Here is a 15,109-nt window from a genome sequence, read left to right as displayed (position 1 = left end):
TTGGCAACGTGGGGTTGGCGGCTGCGCCGCCAACCTACCGGACATGGACCGCCTTGCCGGCTGAATAGGTGGCGGCGACGGTGCGGTCGTCGCCGAGCAGCGCCAGCGCGAACAGCAGTTCTTCGAGCGAGTTGCAATGGCCGGTGCGGCGCGCCAGCAACGGCGTGGCCTGCGGATCGAGCACGACGAAGTCCGCTTCCAGGCCAGGAGCGAAGCTGCCGATCGTGTCTTCCAGGCGCATCGCGCGCGCGGCACCCAGCGTGGCCAGATAAAACATGCGTAGCGCCGGCAGGTAACTGCCCTTCAAGCGCGCCACTTTATAAGCTTCGTTCATCGTTTGCAGCATCGAGAACGAAGTGCCGGCACCGACGTCGGTGCCGAGCGAGAGCAATGCCTTGGCGCCGTCGGCGCGCTCGAAGTCGAACAGGCCGCTGCCCAGGAACAGGTTCGAGGTCGGGCACACGCTCGCCGCCGAACCGGTGGCCGCCATGCGTGCGAAGTCTTCGTCGTCGAGCCAGATGCAGTGGCCGAACAGCGCGCGCGGGCGCATCAGGCCGAAGCGTTCGTAGACGTCGAGGTAGCTGCGCGCCTGCGGGAACAGTTCGCTCACCCAGCTGCACTCGTCCTTGTTTTCCGAGACGTGGGTCTGGATGAAGGTGTCCGGGTGGCGCGCCGCCAGTTCGCCGGTCAGGCGCAACTGGATATCGGTCGAGGTCGGGGCGAAGCGCGGCGTGATCGCATACAGCGCGCGGCCGCGCTTGTGCCATTTCTCGATCAGCGCTTCGCTCTGTCCCAGGCCACCTTCGAGGTCGCGCAGGAAGTCGGGGCAGTTGCGGTCCATCAGCACCTTGCCGGCGACCATGCGCAGGTTGCGCGCCTCGCTCGCTTCGAAGAAGGCGTCGACCGATTGCGGGTGCACGGTGCAGTACACCACAGCGGTGGTGGTGCCGCAGCGCAGCAGCTCGTCGAGGAAGAAGTCGGCGGTGGCGCGCGCGTGCGCCGGGTCTTCGAACTGGCGCTCGGTCGGGAAGGTATAGGTGTCGAGCCATGGCAGCAGGCCCGGCGCCGGCGAGGCGATCATGTCGGTTTGCGGGTAATGCAGGTGGGTGTCGATGAAGCCGGGGGCGATCACCTTGCCGCGGTAGTCGCGCGGTTCGACGCCGGGCGGCAGCGTGGCGATCAATGCGGCGTAGTCGCCGGCAGCCTTGACGCGGCCGTTCTCGACGACCAGCAGGCCGTCTTCATGCCAAAGTGCGGCCTGGTCGTCGAATGCCGGATCGGCGCGGAAGTGCAGCAAGCTCGCACGGTAGGCTTGCACGGAATGTGGTGCGGTGGACATCAGTGGAATTCCAGTTGTTCTTCAGGGGAGGCTGCTTGCGGGGTCGACTCCAGGGTCGACTCCCAGACGGAGAGCAGCTGGGCCGCGACCGACGCTGCGATCACGGCCGGGGCCTTGCCGGCGATGCCGGGCAGGCCGATCGGGCATACCATACCAGCAAGACGCGTTTCGCTGACGCCGCGTTCGCGCAGGCGTGCTTCGAACTGGCTGCGCTTGGTGGCGGAGCCGATCAGGCCGAACCAGTCGGGGCTGGAGCGCGACAGGATCGCGTGGCACAGGCGCAGGTCGAGGGCGTGGCTGTGGGTCATGACCAGGAAGCTGGTGCCGGGGGCGGCGTTTGCAACCAGCGCCTCGGGGCTGTCGGTGGCTTCGACCGTCACGTTGGCCGGGATCTGCAGCGGGAACAGATCGTCGCGTTCGTCGACCCAGGTGACGCGGCACGGCAGCTCGCCCAGTGCGCGCACGATGGCGGCGCCGACGTGGCCGGCGCCGAACAGCATCAGGTGAGCGCGCGGCGCCAACACCGCATCGACCAGCCAGCGGCGGCCGCCCTCGCCTTCGATCACGCGCGTGGCCGTGTCGCGGTCGAATGCGGGTGCGTTGGCGCCGCCTGCCAGCTGGCTGCCGGCGGCGTCGAACAGCGCCCAGTCATGCGCGCCGTCGAGGGTGATCACGCGCCAGGTATCGTCATTGCGGCGTGCACGCAGCACCGCCATCTGGTCGGCATCGGCATGCTCGAACGCGAGCCAGGCCACGCCGCCGCAGCACTGGCCGAGGCTCGGCCCCAGCGCGAAACGCTCGAAGCGGCGCGGCGCATTCTGCTGCAGCATGGCGCGCGCAATCTCGAGCGCGCGGTGCTCCAGGTGGCCGCCGCCGATGGTGCCGTCGAAATCATCGACACGCACCAGCATCTTCGCGCCCGGTTCGCGCGGCACCGAGCCCTTGCTGGCAGCCACCGTCACCAGGATGCCGCCGGCCTCATTGAGCCAATCGTTCATGATGCGCGCGCCGCCGCTTCGACGAAGTCGATCGCATCCAGGATCGCTTCACAGGTCGCCGGCGCACGCAGCGGCGGATTGACCTTGTGCTCGCCCACCGCCGAGATGGCGTCCCGGATCGCGAAGAACACCGAGAACGGCAGCAGCAGCGGCGGCTCACCCACCGCCTTGGAGCGGTGGATGCTGTCCTCGACGTTGGCGTTGTCGAACAGGCGCACGCGGAAGTCTTCGGGACAGTCCGAGACGCCGGGGATCTTGTAGGTCGACGGCGCATGCGTCATCAATTTGCCGGCAGCATTCCACCATAGTTCCTCGGTGGTGAGCCAGCCCATGCCCTGGATGAAGGCGCCTTCCACCTGGCCGATGTCGATCGCCGGGTTGAGCGAGCGGCCGGCGTCGTACAGCGCATCGACGCGCAGCAGCTTGAATTCGCCGGTGAGCGTATCGACCACCACTTCCGACACCGCCGCGCCGTAGGCGAAGTACGAGAACGGATGGCCGGTCATGGTCTTCGGATCCCACGACAGGCCGGGCGTGGCATAAAAACCGTCCGACCACAGCTGCACCCGCGCCAGATAGGCCTTGGCCACCAGTTCCTCGAACGGCAGCGCGAGACCCGCGACGAACACGGTGCCGGCCGCGAAGCGCACCTCGTTGGCCGCGCCACCGTACTGCTGCGCGGCGAAACCGGCCAGCCGTTCGCGGATGGTGCGCGCCGCATCCTGCGCCGCCTTGCCGTTCAGGTCGGCGCCGGTGGAGGCGGCGGTGGCCGAGGTATTGGAGACCTTGGAGGTATTGGTGGCGGTGGCGCGCACCCGTTCCAGCGATACGCCCAGTTCGTGCGCCACCACCTGCATCACCTTGGTGTTGATGCCCTGCCCCATCTCGGTGCCGCCGTGGTTGACCAGCACCGAGCCGTCCACGTACACGTGCACCAGCGCGCCGGCCTGGTTCAGGTGGGTGACGTTGAAGGCGATGCCGAACTTCAGCGGCGTCAGCGCCAGGCCTTTCTTCAGCACGGGGCTGGTACGGTTGTAGCTGGCGACTTCGGCGCGCCGTGCGCTGTAGTCGCTCGACGCTTCCAGCTCGTCCACCAGTTTGCCGATCACGTTGTCGACGATGGTCTGGCCATACGGCGTGACGTTGCGTTCCTGGGTGCCGTAGAAATTCAGGCGCCGGATGTCGAGCGGGTCGCGTCCCAGGTTGCGCGCGATCTCGTCCAGCACGTACTCGATCGCGATCGCGCCCTGTGGTCCGCCGAAGCCACGGAAGGCGGTGTTCGACTGGGTGTTGGTCTTGCCGCAGGCGGCGCGGATCTCGACGTCTGACAGGTAATACGCATTGTCGAAGTGGCAGACGGCGCGCGTGGCCACCGGCCCGGACAGGTCGGCCGAGTAGCCGGCGCGCGTGACCATGTCGACCTTCGCGGCCAGGATGCGGCCGTCGTCGTCGTAGCCGACTTGATACAGGTAGTGGAAGCAGTGACGCTTGCCGGTGACCAGCATGTCGTCGTCGCGGTCGGCGCGCAGCTTGACCGGGCGGCCAGTACGCACGGCGGCGATCGCCGCGGCCGCGGCCCACAATGCCGACTGCGATTCCTTGCCGCCGAAGCCACCGCCCATGCGGCGGCACTCGACGCTGACGTGGTGCGAATGCAGGCCGAGCGCGTGCGCCACCACGTGCTGCATCTCGCTCGGGTGCTGGGTCGAGCAGTACACGTGCATGCCACGGTCTTCGCCGGGGATCGCGTAGGCGATCTGGCCTTCGAGGTAGAACTGTTCCTGGCCGCCGACCGACAATTCGCCCTGCACCACGTGGGCAGCACGGGCGAAGGCGCCGGCCGCATCGCCGCGCGCCAGGCGCATCGGCGGCAGCACGTAGGATTCGGCGGCGCGCGCCGCCTGTGGGGTCAGGATCGCCGGCAGCTCGTCGTAGTCGACGATGGCCAGGCGCGCGGCGCGGCGCGCGTTATCGTGACTGTCGGCGACGACGATGAACAGCGGCTGGCCGACGTACTGGACCAGGCCATCGGCCAGGATCGGATCGTCATGGATGATCGGGCCGCAATCGTTGGTGCCGGGAATGTCGCGCGCCAGCAGCACCGCCACCACGCCAGGCGCGGCCTTCACTGCCGCGACATCGATGGCCGTGATGCGCGCATGCGCGCGCGCCGACAGGCCGAGGGCGGCGTGCAGCGTGCCGGCCAGTTCCGGGATGTCGTCGGTGTAGGTGGCCTGGCCGCGCACGTGCAGCTCGGCCGATTCGTGCTTGCGCGCGCGCCCTACTTCGGCCCAGTTGTCCGAGACCGGAGCGGCCATCTGGCCCCTTGCGCGTGCGATGCCTGCGTCGTTCATGCGGTTCTCCTCAAGCGCCGGCGAAGACGTTGACCGCGCCGGCCGACAGCGGATTTTCAAGACGCGTCTCGAGCCAGAAGCGGCGCAGCAGGTTCTGCGCCGTGCGCATGCGATAGCTGCTGGAGGCGCGCATATCGCTCAGCGGCGCATAGTCGCGCGCCAATGCGTCCATGCCGGCGCGAAGCGTGGCTTCGTTCCACGGCTGGCCGGTCAAGGCGGCTTCGGCCTGCGTGGCGCGCTTCGGGGTGGCGGCCATGCCGCCGAAGGCGATGCGCGCGTCCACGACCGTGTCGCCGTCCAGCGTCACGGCGAACGCCGCGCACACGGCCGAAATGTCCTGGTCGAAGCGCTTGGCCAACTTCCAGGTACGGAAGTGCACGTCCGCGCGCGGCAGCGGCACGCGCAGCCCCTGCACGAATTCGCCGGCCTGCAGATCCTTTTGCTGGTAGCCGAGGTAGAAGTCTTCCAGCGCCAGCTCGCGGGTGCCGCCCGCGCTGCCCAGCACGACCTGCGCGCCGAGCACGATCAGCCACGGCATCGAATCGCCGATCGGCGAACCGTTGGCGACGTTGCCGCCCAGCGTGCCGGCGTTACGGATCGGCAGCGAGGCGAAGCGCTGCCAGAGTTCGGACAATTCGTCGGGATAGTGGTGGCACAACGCGGCGTAGGCGTCCTGCAGCGACACGCCGGCGCCGATCTCGATCGCGCCGTCGCTCTCGCGCACGGTCTGCAATGCGCTCACCTGGCCCAGGTAGATCACGTCACCCAGGTCGCGCAGCTGCTTGGTAACCCACAGGCCGACGTCGGTGGAGCCGGCCAGCAGCAACGCGTCCGGATGCTCGGCGCGCACGCGCGCCAGTTCGTCGAGCGTGCGCGGCACGTGGAAGCGCCGGCCGTGCGCGCTGTAAGTGAAGCCCTGCGCGCGCTGCAGCGTTTCAAGCTGCTGCGCCAATGCGGCGCGGTCGAAGTGTGCCGGCGGCAGCTCGGTCATGCGGCGCGCGGCGTCGATGATTGGGCGGTAGCCGGTGCAGCGGCACAGGTTACCCGACAGCGCGTCGTCGATCTGGCAGCGCGACGGCGCCTGGCCTTCCTGCTTCAGGTACATGCCCCACAGCGACATCGCGAAGCCCGGCGTGCAGAAGCCGCATTGCGAGCCATGGCACTCGACCAGCGCCCGCTGTACCGGATGCAGGCTGCCGTCGGCCTGCGCCAGGTCTTCCACCGTGAACAGCGCCTTGCCGTCGAGCGTGGGCGTGAACTGGATGCAGGCGTTGACCGCTTTCAGCCTGACCTCACCATCCTCGAGCGAGCCGACCACCACCGTGCAGGCGCCGCAGTCGCCCTCGGCGCAGCCTTCCTTGGTGCCGGTGCAGCGCACATCCTCCCGCAGGTGCTGCAGGATGGTTTGCGTCGGCTCGGTGTCGCGCAGTTCGCGCACCTGGCCGCGGTGGAGGAAACGGATCGGTTCTGACATGTCGTTGGGGTCTGCTGTAGTCGCTACGGTGGCGATCGGCCAAGGGCGGAAGGCTACCACTTCCGATCGCCCCTCTTATAATCGCATTCTTATATCGCTCATCATCAATTTACAATATCACGGATGGCAGCATAGGAACCCGGCGCTTCTCATTCTACGCACGGATGGATAGATTTCCAGTGGTTGGCGATATCGATGCGGCGCGTTACCCAGACGTGCTCGTGGCTGGCGACGTAATCGAGAAAACGCGCCAGCGCGGCGGTACGTCCCGGCCGTCCCGCCAGGCGGCAATGCAAGCCGACCGACAGCATCTTCGGCCGGTCCAGGCCATCCGGGTCGCCCTCGGCATACAGCACGTCGAAGGCATCCTTCAGGTATTCGAAGAACTGGGCGCCCGAGTTGAAACCCTGGGCGGTGGCGAAGCGCATGTCGTTGGTGTCGAGCGTGTACGGCACCACCAGGTGCGGGACCGTGCGTGAAAAGCCATCCGCTCCCTTGACCTCGACGCGCTGCCAGAACGGCAGGTCGTCGCCATAGTGATCGGCGTCGTAGGCGAAACCGCCATGCTCGACCACCAGGCGGCGTGTGTTCGGCGAATCGCGTCCGGTGTACCAGCCCTGCGGCGCGGCGCCGGTGAGCGCACGCATGATCTCCACCGCCTCGACCATATGGGCACGTTCGGTAGCCTCGTCCACGTTCTGGTACGAGATCCAGCGCAGGCCGTGGCAGGCGATCTCGTGACCCAGTTCGCGAAACGCCGCCACCGCGTCAGGATTGCGTTGCAGCGCCTGCGCCACCCCGAACACGGTCAGCGGCAAACGGCGTTCCTCGAACACGCGCAGCAGCCGCCACAGTCCGGCGCGCGAACCGTACTCGTACAGCGACTCCATGCTCATGTGCCGCATCGGGAAGGCGGCCGCGCCGACGATCTCGGACAGGAAGGTTTCGGAAGCGGCGTCGCCATGCAGCACGCAATTCTCGGCGCCCTCTTCGTAGTTCAGCACGAACTGCAGCGCGATGCGCGCCCCGCCCGGCCAGCGCGCATGGGGCGGGTTGCGGCCGTAGCCGGCCAGGTCGCGCGGATAAGAGGAGTCCATGGCAGCCGCCTGTAGTGACGATAGGTCCGATCATATATTGTAGAAATCACAACGGTATATCGACTGGCGCATACGACAATGCGCATCCTACATATAGCGATCATCCAGTCGTGGAAGCTGCAGCGAGACTCGGCCGTATCGTAGCCCAAATCGCGGGAAGCCGATCGTTTGGCGCCAACCAGGTAGGCAGGTGGGGATCGAGCCAACCGATGACCTCGATACCTTTACTGTGCAGCTCAATCAAGGAAGGATGAAGCCAAAGGAGCTGCTCGTGATGAAACACGCGATTTCTTAAATCACGGATCTGATTGAGCGAAGACGAAATAGTGTGTCGTTGGCGTTGCGGCTTTGGACATCGTGGAAAAACCAGTCGAAGTTCTTTCCACAACAATCCCTGAAAATGCACGTTGAACAGAGAACTCCAAAAACCGAAAGCTAATTCCGCGATGATCTTGTCCGGCGTTACCGCTTCCATGCGCCGTTTCAATTTCGCGCTTGCATTAGAAACCTCATGCAGCTGCCATCTGAAGGAAGGGTCTCCTATCCAGCTCTCCCACCAATCGTCGCGCTTGTACATCATGCCAAGGCGCCGGTGTATCCCGTTCTTCAGCGCGATTTCGAGGACGCTCAGCATTGGCATCATCGCTTCCGCCACGAGCATGTTTGTTACGTAGGCTTGTGCCGCCAACGCCTCGTCGCCACCGTAGGCTGCACGGTAGCGCCCAAGCCGGGCAGAAGAAAAATGTTGCTCGAGTTCGCTCCAGTTCATTGCAGGTCAGCTTTGATCGGATGAACGATGATGATATACTCCACATGCAGCCCTAGGCTCTGTCCTCTCCCAACCTCCATACTGGTGATGACGCTAGGTCAGTTTTGGTCCCGCACTGCGGGACCACCCCGAATACAGAACAAACCCGCCTCTCGGCGGGTTTGTCGTTTTCAGCCCAACTACCTCGCGAATTTTGCAGCTGGCTGAATGCCAGTCTATTTCATGCGCCGAGTTTTGCACTTTGCCTTTGCAACAACGGAATCGTGCGTCGGCTTCTCCTCACCCGGCAATGCCTCGTTTGATTATCCGACTGTATCTTTCAACGCCATCGCCAACCGATCGACCTGCTGTTCCGAGGTGAAGATTGCCGGCGTCACCCGCACGCAGGCGCCCGACGCCAGGCCGTCGCGCAGCACAGCAAATACGCCATGTTCCTTCAGCAGCCGCTTGGACAGTGCCACGTTGTCGGCCAACGAAATCTTGCCGCGCAAGCGGAATGACGCGATCGCGCTGGTCAGGCGCGGGTCGTTCGAGGCCAGCACCTGCACGCCGTCGATGCCGCGCGCCGCCTCCACCCAGCGGTTGCGCAGGCGCTGCAGGCGCGCTGCCTTGTTGGCCACGCCGATGCGCTCGTGGATCTGCAGGGCCAGCGGCAATGCCAGATACGCGGCGAAGTTCACGGTGCCGGTATGCACCCGGGTGCGGATGTCGTCGCCGTCCGGCTCACCCATGTAGGGATCGATGTCGCGCACCCGCCCGCGCCGGATATAGAGCGCGCCGACGCCTACCGGCGCGCCGATCCACTTGTGCAGATTGATGCCGGCGAAGTCGGCGTCGAGATCCGGCAGCTTCATGTCGAGCTGGCCGAAGCCGTGCGCGGTGTCGATGATGGCGTCGATGCCGCGCGAGCGAGCCATGCGGACGATCTCGGCCACCGGCAACACCATGCCGTTGCGGTGGTTGACGTGAGTGAGCAGCATCATGCGCAGCTTGGGATGCTGCGCCATGGCCTGCGCATAGGTGTCGATCAGCGACTGGTACGTGGCCGGCTCCGGCAGCGCGATGCGCACCACGTCGACGCCGCGGCGCGCCTTGAGCCAGCCCATCACCGTGATCATGTTGTCGTAGTCGACATCGGCGCACAGCACCGTGTCGCCCGGACGCAGGCGGTTGTAGCCGCCGATCAGCGCCTGCAGCGCCTCGGTGGCGCCGCGCGTGAGCACGATCTCGTCGCGTTCCACGCCCAGCGCCTGCGCTGCCGCGACGCGCGCCGCTTCGTACTCGGGCGGGAACTGCAGGCGGCCGTAATACGCGTTGCCATGGTTGACCGTCGCCACGTGCTGCTGGTACGCCGCCAGCACTGGACGCGCCATCGAGCCCCAGTAGCCGTTATCTAACATCGCCACCTGGTCGGTGACGTCGTACTGGGCCGCGACGCGGCGCCAGTAGCCGTTATCAAGGGCCAGCGCGGCGGGTGGCATGGCCGGCGGCGCCAGATCGGCCAGCAGCGCCGGCAAGGAAGGCAGGGCTGGCGCCGCCATTGCGCCGGCCGGTGCCAGCGACAGCGCGGCCGCCCCGCGCAGCCAGGCGCGCCGCTTCACATCAGGCTCGCTCAAAACTTCACCGTGTAGTCAACGTACAGATTGCGGCCGTCGGTATCGTATGGCGCGTTGCGCGAGTAGATCAGGCCGCGGCTGGCCTGAAACACCGCTTCGTCCGGATACTTGTCGAACAGGTTGTCGACCCCGAAGCGCAAGGTCTGCTTTAGCGTGACCTTGTAGCTCAGCGCCGCGTCGAAGAAGCGCATGGCGCCGAACCGCTGGAAGATGTCGCCGGTCGCGTTGCCGGTGCTGTCGGTCCAGGCGCCGTAGTGGCGCATGCGGCCCATGCCGCTCCAGGCGCCGCGCTCGTAGACCGCGCTCAGCGTCGCCTTCTGGCGCGGCAGGCGGTCTTCGAAGATGGTGCGCTGGGTTTCGTTGGCGGCGACGCTGGTGCGGCCGCCATCGACTTCGGTCTTGTTGTAGTTGTAGGCCAGGGTCAGATTCAGCTTGCCGTCCGCGACCCAACTCAGGTGGCTGGCGACGACGTCGATGCCCTGGGTGGTGGTGTCGAAGTCGTTGGTGAAGTAGTTGACCGTGGTGTAGCGCAGCGGGTTGTCCATCCCGGCCGGCACCGCGAACGAGGCTGACGTACTGAATCGATCGCGCAGCTTGATGCGGTACAGATCGACCGATCCCGAGAGACCCATGCTGCTCTTGAAGGTCAGGCCGAGCGACAGGTTGTTGGATTTTTCCGGCGTCAGCGGCTGGGCGCCAAGCGCCAGCGCCAATGGGTCGCCCGTCGACAGGCGGCCGCTCGTGAACACCAGCAGGGTTCGGGTGTCGAGGCCCTGGCTGGTGCTGCTGGTATTCAGCTGGCCCGGGGTCGGCGCGCGGAAACCGGTCGAGTACGAGCCGCGCAGCGCGACGTCGGGCGAGACTTCGTAGCGTGCCGACAGCTTGCCGGTGGTGCTGTCGCCGAACTCCGAATAGTCCTCGTAGCGCGCGGCGGCGCCGATCGACAGGCGCTCGGTCAGCGGCACCTCGACGTCGACGTAGGCGGCGTAACTATCCTGGTCCCAGCGTCCGGCCTGGCGGTCGCTGAAGCCCGGTGCGCCGTTGGCAGCCGGATCCAGCCCGAAGGCGGCGCCCGGACCCACTTGATAGGAGGCTAGGTCGCCGGCGCGCACGCCATAGCGCTCGTTGCGGTACTCGAGGCCGAAGCCGACGTTGACCGGCTGCGCCAGCGCCGCCACGCCCCAGGTGTAGTTAAAGTTGGCGTTGACCAGCTTTTCTTCCTGACTCAGGCGGCCCAGGTCGAAGGCAGTCGGGCTTTGCGGTCCGAGCGACGCGTTGATCGAGTTGTGCAGGCGGTAGTCGATGCGATTGCGGCCGTAGGAAGCGCTCAGGTCCCACGACAGGTCGTCGCTGAAGTGCCCGCGCACGCCGCCCAGCAGGTGCAGGTCGTCCTGCTCGTTGCCGTACTGCGGGCTGAAGCCGAGCGGATAGATGCTGCGCACGTCCCAGCCGGGGAACAGCGCCACGCGGTTGTAGACGCTGCCGCTGGTGTCGGGATTGCGCCAGTTGAAGTCGGACGTGCCGTCGCTGTGGCTGAACAGGCCGTAGCCATAGGCCGTGATGTCGTTGGCCAGGCCGACGCTCGCGTTGAAGCCGAGGCGCTGGCTTTCCAGCTCGGGCTGGCCCCAGCGCTGCACCGGGTTGGGCACCTGCAGCTCCGGGTGCGCGTTCTGGAAGGCGATGGCGTCAGGACGCTGGCGGGTGCGCGAGGTCGGGTCGGATTCGGCCGCTTCGGCGAACAGGTTCAGGCGGCCACTGTCGCCGAAGGCGAAGCCGTATCTGGCGCGCAGCGTGTTCGATTTGCCGTCGTTTTCCTTGTACTGCGCATGCTGGGCGTTGATCTCGCCGCCGACGCTGTCGTCGAGGATGATGTTGATCACACCGGCGATCGCGTCCGACCCGTACTGGGCCGAGGCGCCGTCGCGCAGCACTTCGATGCGCTTGATGGCGCTGGTCGGGATTTGCGCCATGTCGGCCGCCTGCGAGCCGCGCGCGCCGAGGAAGGCGCTGCGGTGGAACCGCTTGCCGTTGACCAGCACCAGGGTCTGGTCGGGCGACAGGCCGCGCAGCGTGGCGGGACGCACGAACACCTGGCCGTCGGCCATCGGCAGGCGCTGCACCACATACGACGGCACCAGCTGCGCCAGCACGTCGTTCAGGTCACTTGACTCGACGGCGGCGATTTCTTCGCGGGTGAAGACGTCGACCGGGGCCAGCGTATCGAACTGGGTGCGGTTGGCGGCGCGGGTGCCGGTGACGATCACGGCCTGCGCTTCGCCGGCGAGCGGCGCCGAAGATGGGGGGATATTCTGGGCATGCACACCAACCAGTGCATGGCATGCGCACAGCGCGGCGGCGCTGGCGATCTGGCTTCGTTTCAAGTTCATTGCGACTCTTGGAGTTGGTAATAGGCTGTCACGCGGCTCACCAAAAGGCTGGCCGGCGTTGACAAAGCAATAGCCTAAACAAGCAATATTTCGTGAAGATGAAGCGCAGCATCGCATCACGAAATCGCGCACTCTCCTCTTGCCCCTCATGCCCGTGCAGCGGCAGCGGCGATCCGGGTTATGATTTCCCGACCGGTCAATATGGTAGCGTCCAGGAGAGGCAATGGCAAAACTGAGCACCCACGTACTCGACACCGCGCACGGCTGCCCCGGCGCCGGCATCAAGGTCGATCTGTATGCGATCGATGCCTGTGGCCGCACGCTGGTCACCTCCGGCACCACCAACGACGACGGCCGCTGCGGCGCGCCCCTGCTCGAAGGTGGGGCGATGCGCGCGGGCCAGTACGAACTGGTGTTCCACGCGGGCGACTACTACGCGGCGCGCGGCGTCGCGCTGCCGGCGCCGCGCTTCCTCGACCGCATCGTGATCGCCTTCGGCATCGCCGACGCCGCGCGGAACTACCACGTGCCACTGGTGATGACGCCGTGGTCGTACTCGACCTACCGCGGCAGCTAAGCCGCCACACCACCGGGCACCATGCACGCTCCAGACCTGACACCGTTCGACCCCGACACCTCCATCGCCCCGGCCTGGCTCGGCCCGGCCCGCATCGGCATCGGCCTGGCCCAGGGCCTGCTGCTCTACCTGCTGTACACGGCGGCGCAGAACAAGCTGTGGCCGGCGACCGCGCCGCCCCTGTTCACGCCGCTGGTGCTGGTCGCGGTGCTGGTGCCGGTCATCGTCATCAATGGACTCGGTCACACGACACGGCGCCAGTTGCTGGCGTGGGCCGCCGTTGCCGCCGCCGTACTGACCGCGCTGGGCGCCTACGACGCCTGGCGCGCGCTCGGCTTGCACGCATGGCGCCAGGGCGCGCCGTCCGGTGCGCTGGCGGTGTGCAGCGTGGCCGGCTTCTTCATTGCCCATGCGCTGGTGCTGGCCGGGGCGCGCGAGCGGCGCCGCATCGCGTCTTATGCCAGCTACTACGATGTCGCCTGGAAGCTCGGCTTGCAGACCGCTTTCTGCGGCCTGTTCGTGGGCGCGACCTGGCTGGTGCTGCAGCTGGGCGCGACCTTGTTCGACCTGGTCAAGCTGGGATTCCTGCGCAAGACGATCGAGCAATCCTGGTTCGCGATTCCTGTCAGCGCCTTCGCCTTCTCGAGCGCGATGCACCTGACCGACGTCAAGCCCGGCATCGTGCGCGGCATCCGCAACCTGGCGCACGTGCTGCTGTCGTGGATCCTGCCGGTACTCACCGTGCTGGTGGCCGGCTTCCTGGCCAGCCTGGTCTTCACGGGTCTGGCGCCGCTGTGGGCCACGCGCAGCGCCGCCGGCCTGCTGCTCACGGCGGCCGGCGCCTTCGTCATCCTGATCAATGCAGCGTGGCAGGATGGGGCCACGCCGGTGGCGCGCCCGGTCGCATTGGCCGCGCGCATCGCCGCCCTGCTGCTGGTGCCGCTGGTGCTGCTGGCCGGCTACGCGCTGGCGCTGCGCGTGATCGAGCATGGCTGGAGCGTGGACCGCATCGTCGCCTGCGCCTGCCTGGCGGTGGCGGCCTGCTACGCCGGCGGCTACGCGGCGGCGGCGCTGCGGCGCGGCTGGCTGCCGACGCTGGCCGGGGTCAACGTCGCCGCCGCCTGCGTGGTGCTGGCCGTGCTGGCGCTGCTGTTCTCGCCGCTGCTCGATCCGGCACGGCTGTCGGTGAACAGCCAGATGGCGCGCCTGGACGCCGGCCGGATCACGCTGCGCCAGCTCGACCTCGCCTACCTGCACCACCACGGCGCGCGTTACGGTCAGGCCGCGCTGGCGCGACTGGAACGGCGCGTGACCGGTCCCGATGCTGCCTGGCTGCGCGGCGAACTGGAGCGCTTGCGCACGCCGCCCGATCCCAATAAGGCCGACCCGGCCCTGAAGGTGGCCGACAACCTGCGCGTCTGGCCGGCCGGAACACCGCTCCCGCCCGGCTTCGTTGCTACCGACTGGGCTCGCAACGGCGCCGTCTACCGCCTGCCGGCCTGCCTGCGCCAGCGCAATGCGCCGTGCGACGCCTTCGTGCTCGACCTGGGCGGCGACACCCGGCCCGAAGTCATCCTGTTGGGTAGCAACATGCGCGAGAACGCGGTACTGCGCCAGGACGACGCCGGTGCCTGGGACGTCGCCGGCCAGCTGTCGCTGCCGCCGGATTGTCCGGCCCTGCTGCAGGCGATGCGCGAGGGCCGGCTGCGCCCGGTGGCGCCCTTGGTGGCCGACCTGGAAGTCGACGGCCAGCGGCTTACGTTCAGGAACGAGCCAGACCGGCTGGCATGCAAAGTCGCGGCGTCCGCCGAAGGGAGCGCAGCCGAATAGCGGAAATTGCTATTCTGCGCCTGGCCGCATCGACGTCTGCCGCACGGAGCACCCATGGCCTTGCACATCGTTCATTTCATCGGACCGATCAACCACAATTCCGCCTGCACGGTACGCAACTGCTGTCTGGAAGCGCTGCAGAAAGGCGCGACCGAGATCGATCTGCACATGTCCACGGAGGGCGGCAACATGACGGCCGGCTTCGCGCTGTACTTCTTCCTGAAGTCATTGCCGATTCCGCTCACGACCCACAATATCGGCAGCGTCGAATCGGTCGGCGTGGTGATCTTCCTGGCCGGGCAGCGGCGCCTGGCCTGCCCCGGCACGCGTTTCCTGATCCACCCGCTGCACTGGGGCTTCGGCAACCTGGTGGCAGCCGACCATGCACGGGTATCGGAGTGGCGCGACTGCCTCGACTTCGATGCCGAGCGCTACGCCAGCATATTCCTGGAAGCGACGCGCGCGGCCGGTACTGCCACCGATATCCGTCACCATCTGACCGGCAATGCGCGCATCTTCACCGCCGAGGAAGCAGAAAGTGCGGGCATCATCCACCAGGCAATCCAGGCACGCTTGCCAACTGCCGGCAGTACTTGTCATTGGTGGAACTAAATTTGACAACGTAATGTGACATTCTCACTACATGACATCGCAATTCGTCTACGACT

11 protein-coding genes are annotated in these 15,109 nt (G+C 66.7%); 3 read left to right on the top strand and 8 right to left on the bottom strand.

The window, feature by feature from the left end:
* Window positions 1-34: 34 nt before the first annotated feature.
* The 8 genes from guaD to RTQ83_RS04290 all read right to left on the bottom strand — a co-directional run bounded on the left by guaD (window position 35) and on the right by RTQ83_RS04290 (window position 12,034).
* Entirely contained in the window at window positions 35-1,339 is a 1,305-nt protein-coding gene (guaD, locus tag RTQ83_RS04325) for a guanine deaminase (RefSeq protein WP_312511454.1), read from the bottom strand.
* Window positions 1,339-2,337, bottom strand: a complete 999-nt coding sequence (gene xdhC, locus RTQ83_RS04320) for a xanthine dehydrogenase accessory protein XdhC (RefSeq protein ID WP_312511453.1) — start codon at window positions 2,335-2,337, stop codon at window positions 1,339-1,341. The genes guaD and xdhC overlap by 1 nt, the downstream gene beginning before the upstream one ends.
* Window positions 2,334-4,691 carry a xanthine dehydrogenase molybdopterin binding subunit gene (xdhB, locus tag RTQ83_RS04315; protein WP_409456075.1) on the bottom strand — a complete coding sequence of 786 codons (2,358 nt, stop codon included), beginning with the start codon at window positions 4,689-4,691 and terminating at the stop codon, window positions 2,334-2,336. The genes xdhC and xdhB overlap by 4 nt, the downstream gene beginning before the upstream one ends.
* Window positions 4,692-4,701: 10 nt before the next feature.
* Window positions 4,702-6,165 carry a xanthine dehydrogenase small subunit gene (xdhA, locus tag RTQ83_RS04310; protein WP_312511452.1) on the bottom strand — a complete coding sequence of 488 codons (1,464 nt, stop codon included), beginning with the start codon at window positions 6,163-6,165 and terminating at the stop codon, window positions 4,702-4,704.
* A 149-nt stretch (window positions 6,166-6,314) separates the two neighbouring features.
* On the bottom strand, window positions 6,315-7,262 hold the full coding sequence (gene puuE / locus RTQ83_RS04305) for an allantoinase PuuE (RefSeq protein WP_312511451.1): 948 nt from the start codon (window positions 7,260-7,262) through the stop codon (window positions 6,315-6,317).
* Window positions 7,263-7,362: 100 nt separating this feature from the next.
* Entirely contained in the window at window positions 7,363-8,031 is a 669-nt protein-coding gene (locus RTQ83_RS04300; protein ID WP_312511450.1) for a hypothetical protein, read from the bottom strand.
* Between the two features lie 302 nt (window positions 8,032-8,333).
* Complete coding sequence (locus tag RTQ83_RS04295; RefSeq protein ID WP_312511449.1) at window positions 8,334-9,647, bottom strand: aminotransferase class V-fold PLP-dependent enzyme; 1,314 nt, start codon at window positions 9,645-9,647, stop codon at window positions 8,334-8,336.
* A complete protein-coding gene (locus RTQ83_RS04290) occupies window positions 9,644-12,034 on the bottom strand; it encodes a TonB-dependent receptor (RefSeq protein WP_312511448.1) in 2,391 nt (796 codons plus the stop codon). The genes RTQ83_RS04295 and RTQ83_RS04290 overlap by 4 nt, the downstream gene beginning before the upstream one ends.
* 223 nt (window positions 12,035-12,257) lie before the next feature.
* On the opposite strand from RTQ83_RS04290, the gene uraH reads away from it, so the two are divergent.
* Genes uraH through RTQ83_RS04275 form a run of 3 tightly spaced genes read left to right on the top strand, consistent with a single transcriptional unit; the run spans window position 12,258 to window position 15,053 of the window.
* Window positions 12,258-12,611, top strand: a complete 354-nt coding sequence (gene uraH / locus RTQ83_RS04285; protein WP_312511447.1) for a hydroxyisourate hydrolase — start codon at window positions 12,258-12,260, stop codon at window positions 12,609-12,611.
* Between the two features lie 21 nt (window positions 12,612-12,632).
* The gene (locus RTQ83_RS04280) at window positions 12,633-14,441 is read left to right on the top strand and encodes a DUF4153 domain-containing protein (protein WP_312511446.1); all 1,809 of its coding nucleotides are present in this window, start codon (window positions 12,633-12,635) and stop codon (window positions 14,439-14,441) included.
* 54 nt (window positions 14,442-14,495) lie between these two features.
* Window positions 14,496-15,053, top strand: coding sequence for an ATP-dependent Clp protease proteolytic subunit (locus tag RTQ83_RS04275; RefSeq protein ID WP_312511445.1), 558 nt, complete (start codon window positions 14,496-14,498; stop codon window positions 15,051-15,053).
* Window positions 15,054-15,109: the final 56 nt, after the last annotated feature.

The sequence above is a fragment of the Massilia sp. genome (assembly GCF_031995545.1).
GTDB lineage: Bacteria > Pseudomonadota > Gammaproteobacteria > Burkholderiales > Burkholderiaceae_D > Telluria.
This window is presented reverse-complemented; position numbering and strand designations above follow the sequence as displayed.

Bases quoted from the DNA above. Each gene is read 5' to 3' on its own strand.
- xdhC (WP_312511453.1), bottom strand. From the start codon at position 2,337: ATGAACGATTGGCTCAATGAGGCCGGCGGCATCCTGGTGACGGTGGCT.
- xdhB (WP_409456075.1), bottom strand. From the start codon at position 4,691: ATGAACGACGCAGGCATCGCACGCGCAAGGGGCCAGATGGCCGCTCCG.
- puuE (WP_312511451.1), bottom strand. From the start codon at position 7,262: ATGGACTCCTCTTATCCGCGCGACCTGGCCGGCTACGGCCGCAACCCG.
- xdhA (WP_312511452.1), bottom strand. From the start codon at position 6,165: ATGTCAGAACCGATCCGTTTCCTCCACCGCGGCCAGGTGCGCGAACTG.
- uraH (WP_312511447.1), top strand. From the start codon at position 12,258: ATGGCAAAACTGAGCACCCACGTACTCGACACCGCGCACGGCTGCCCC.
- RTQ83_RS04280 (WP_312511446.1), top strand. From the start codon at position 12,633: ATGCACGCTCCAGACCTGACACCGTTCGACCCCGACACCTCCATCGCC.
- RTQ83_RS04300 (WP_312511450.1), bottom strand. From the start codon at position 8,031: ATGAACTGGAGCGAACTCGAGCAACATTTTTCTTCTGCCCGGCTTGGG.
- guaD (WP_312511454.1), bottom strand. From the start codon at position 1,339: ATGTCCACCGCACCACATTCCGTGCAAGCCTACCGTGCGAGCTTGCTG.
- RTQ83_RS04290 (WP_312511448.1), bottom strand. From the start codon at position 12,034: ATGAACTTGAAACGAAGCCAGATCGCCAGCGCCGCCGCGCTGTGCGCA.
- RTQ83_RS04275 (WP_312511445.1), top strand. From the start codon at position 14,496: ATGGCCTTGCACATCGTTCATTTCATCGGACCGATCAACCACAATTCC.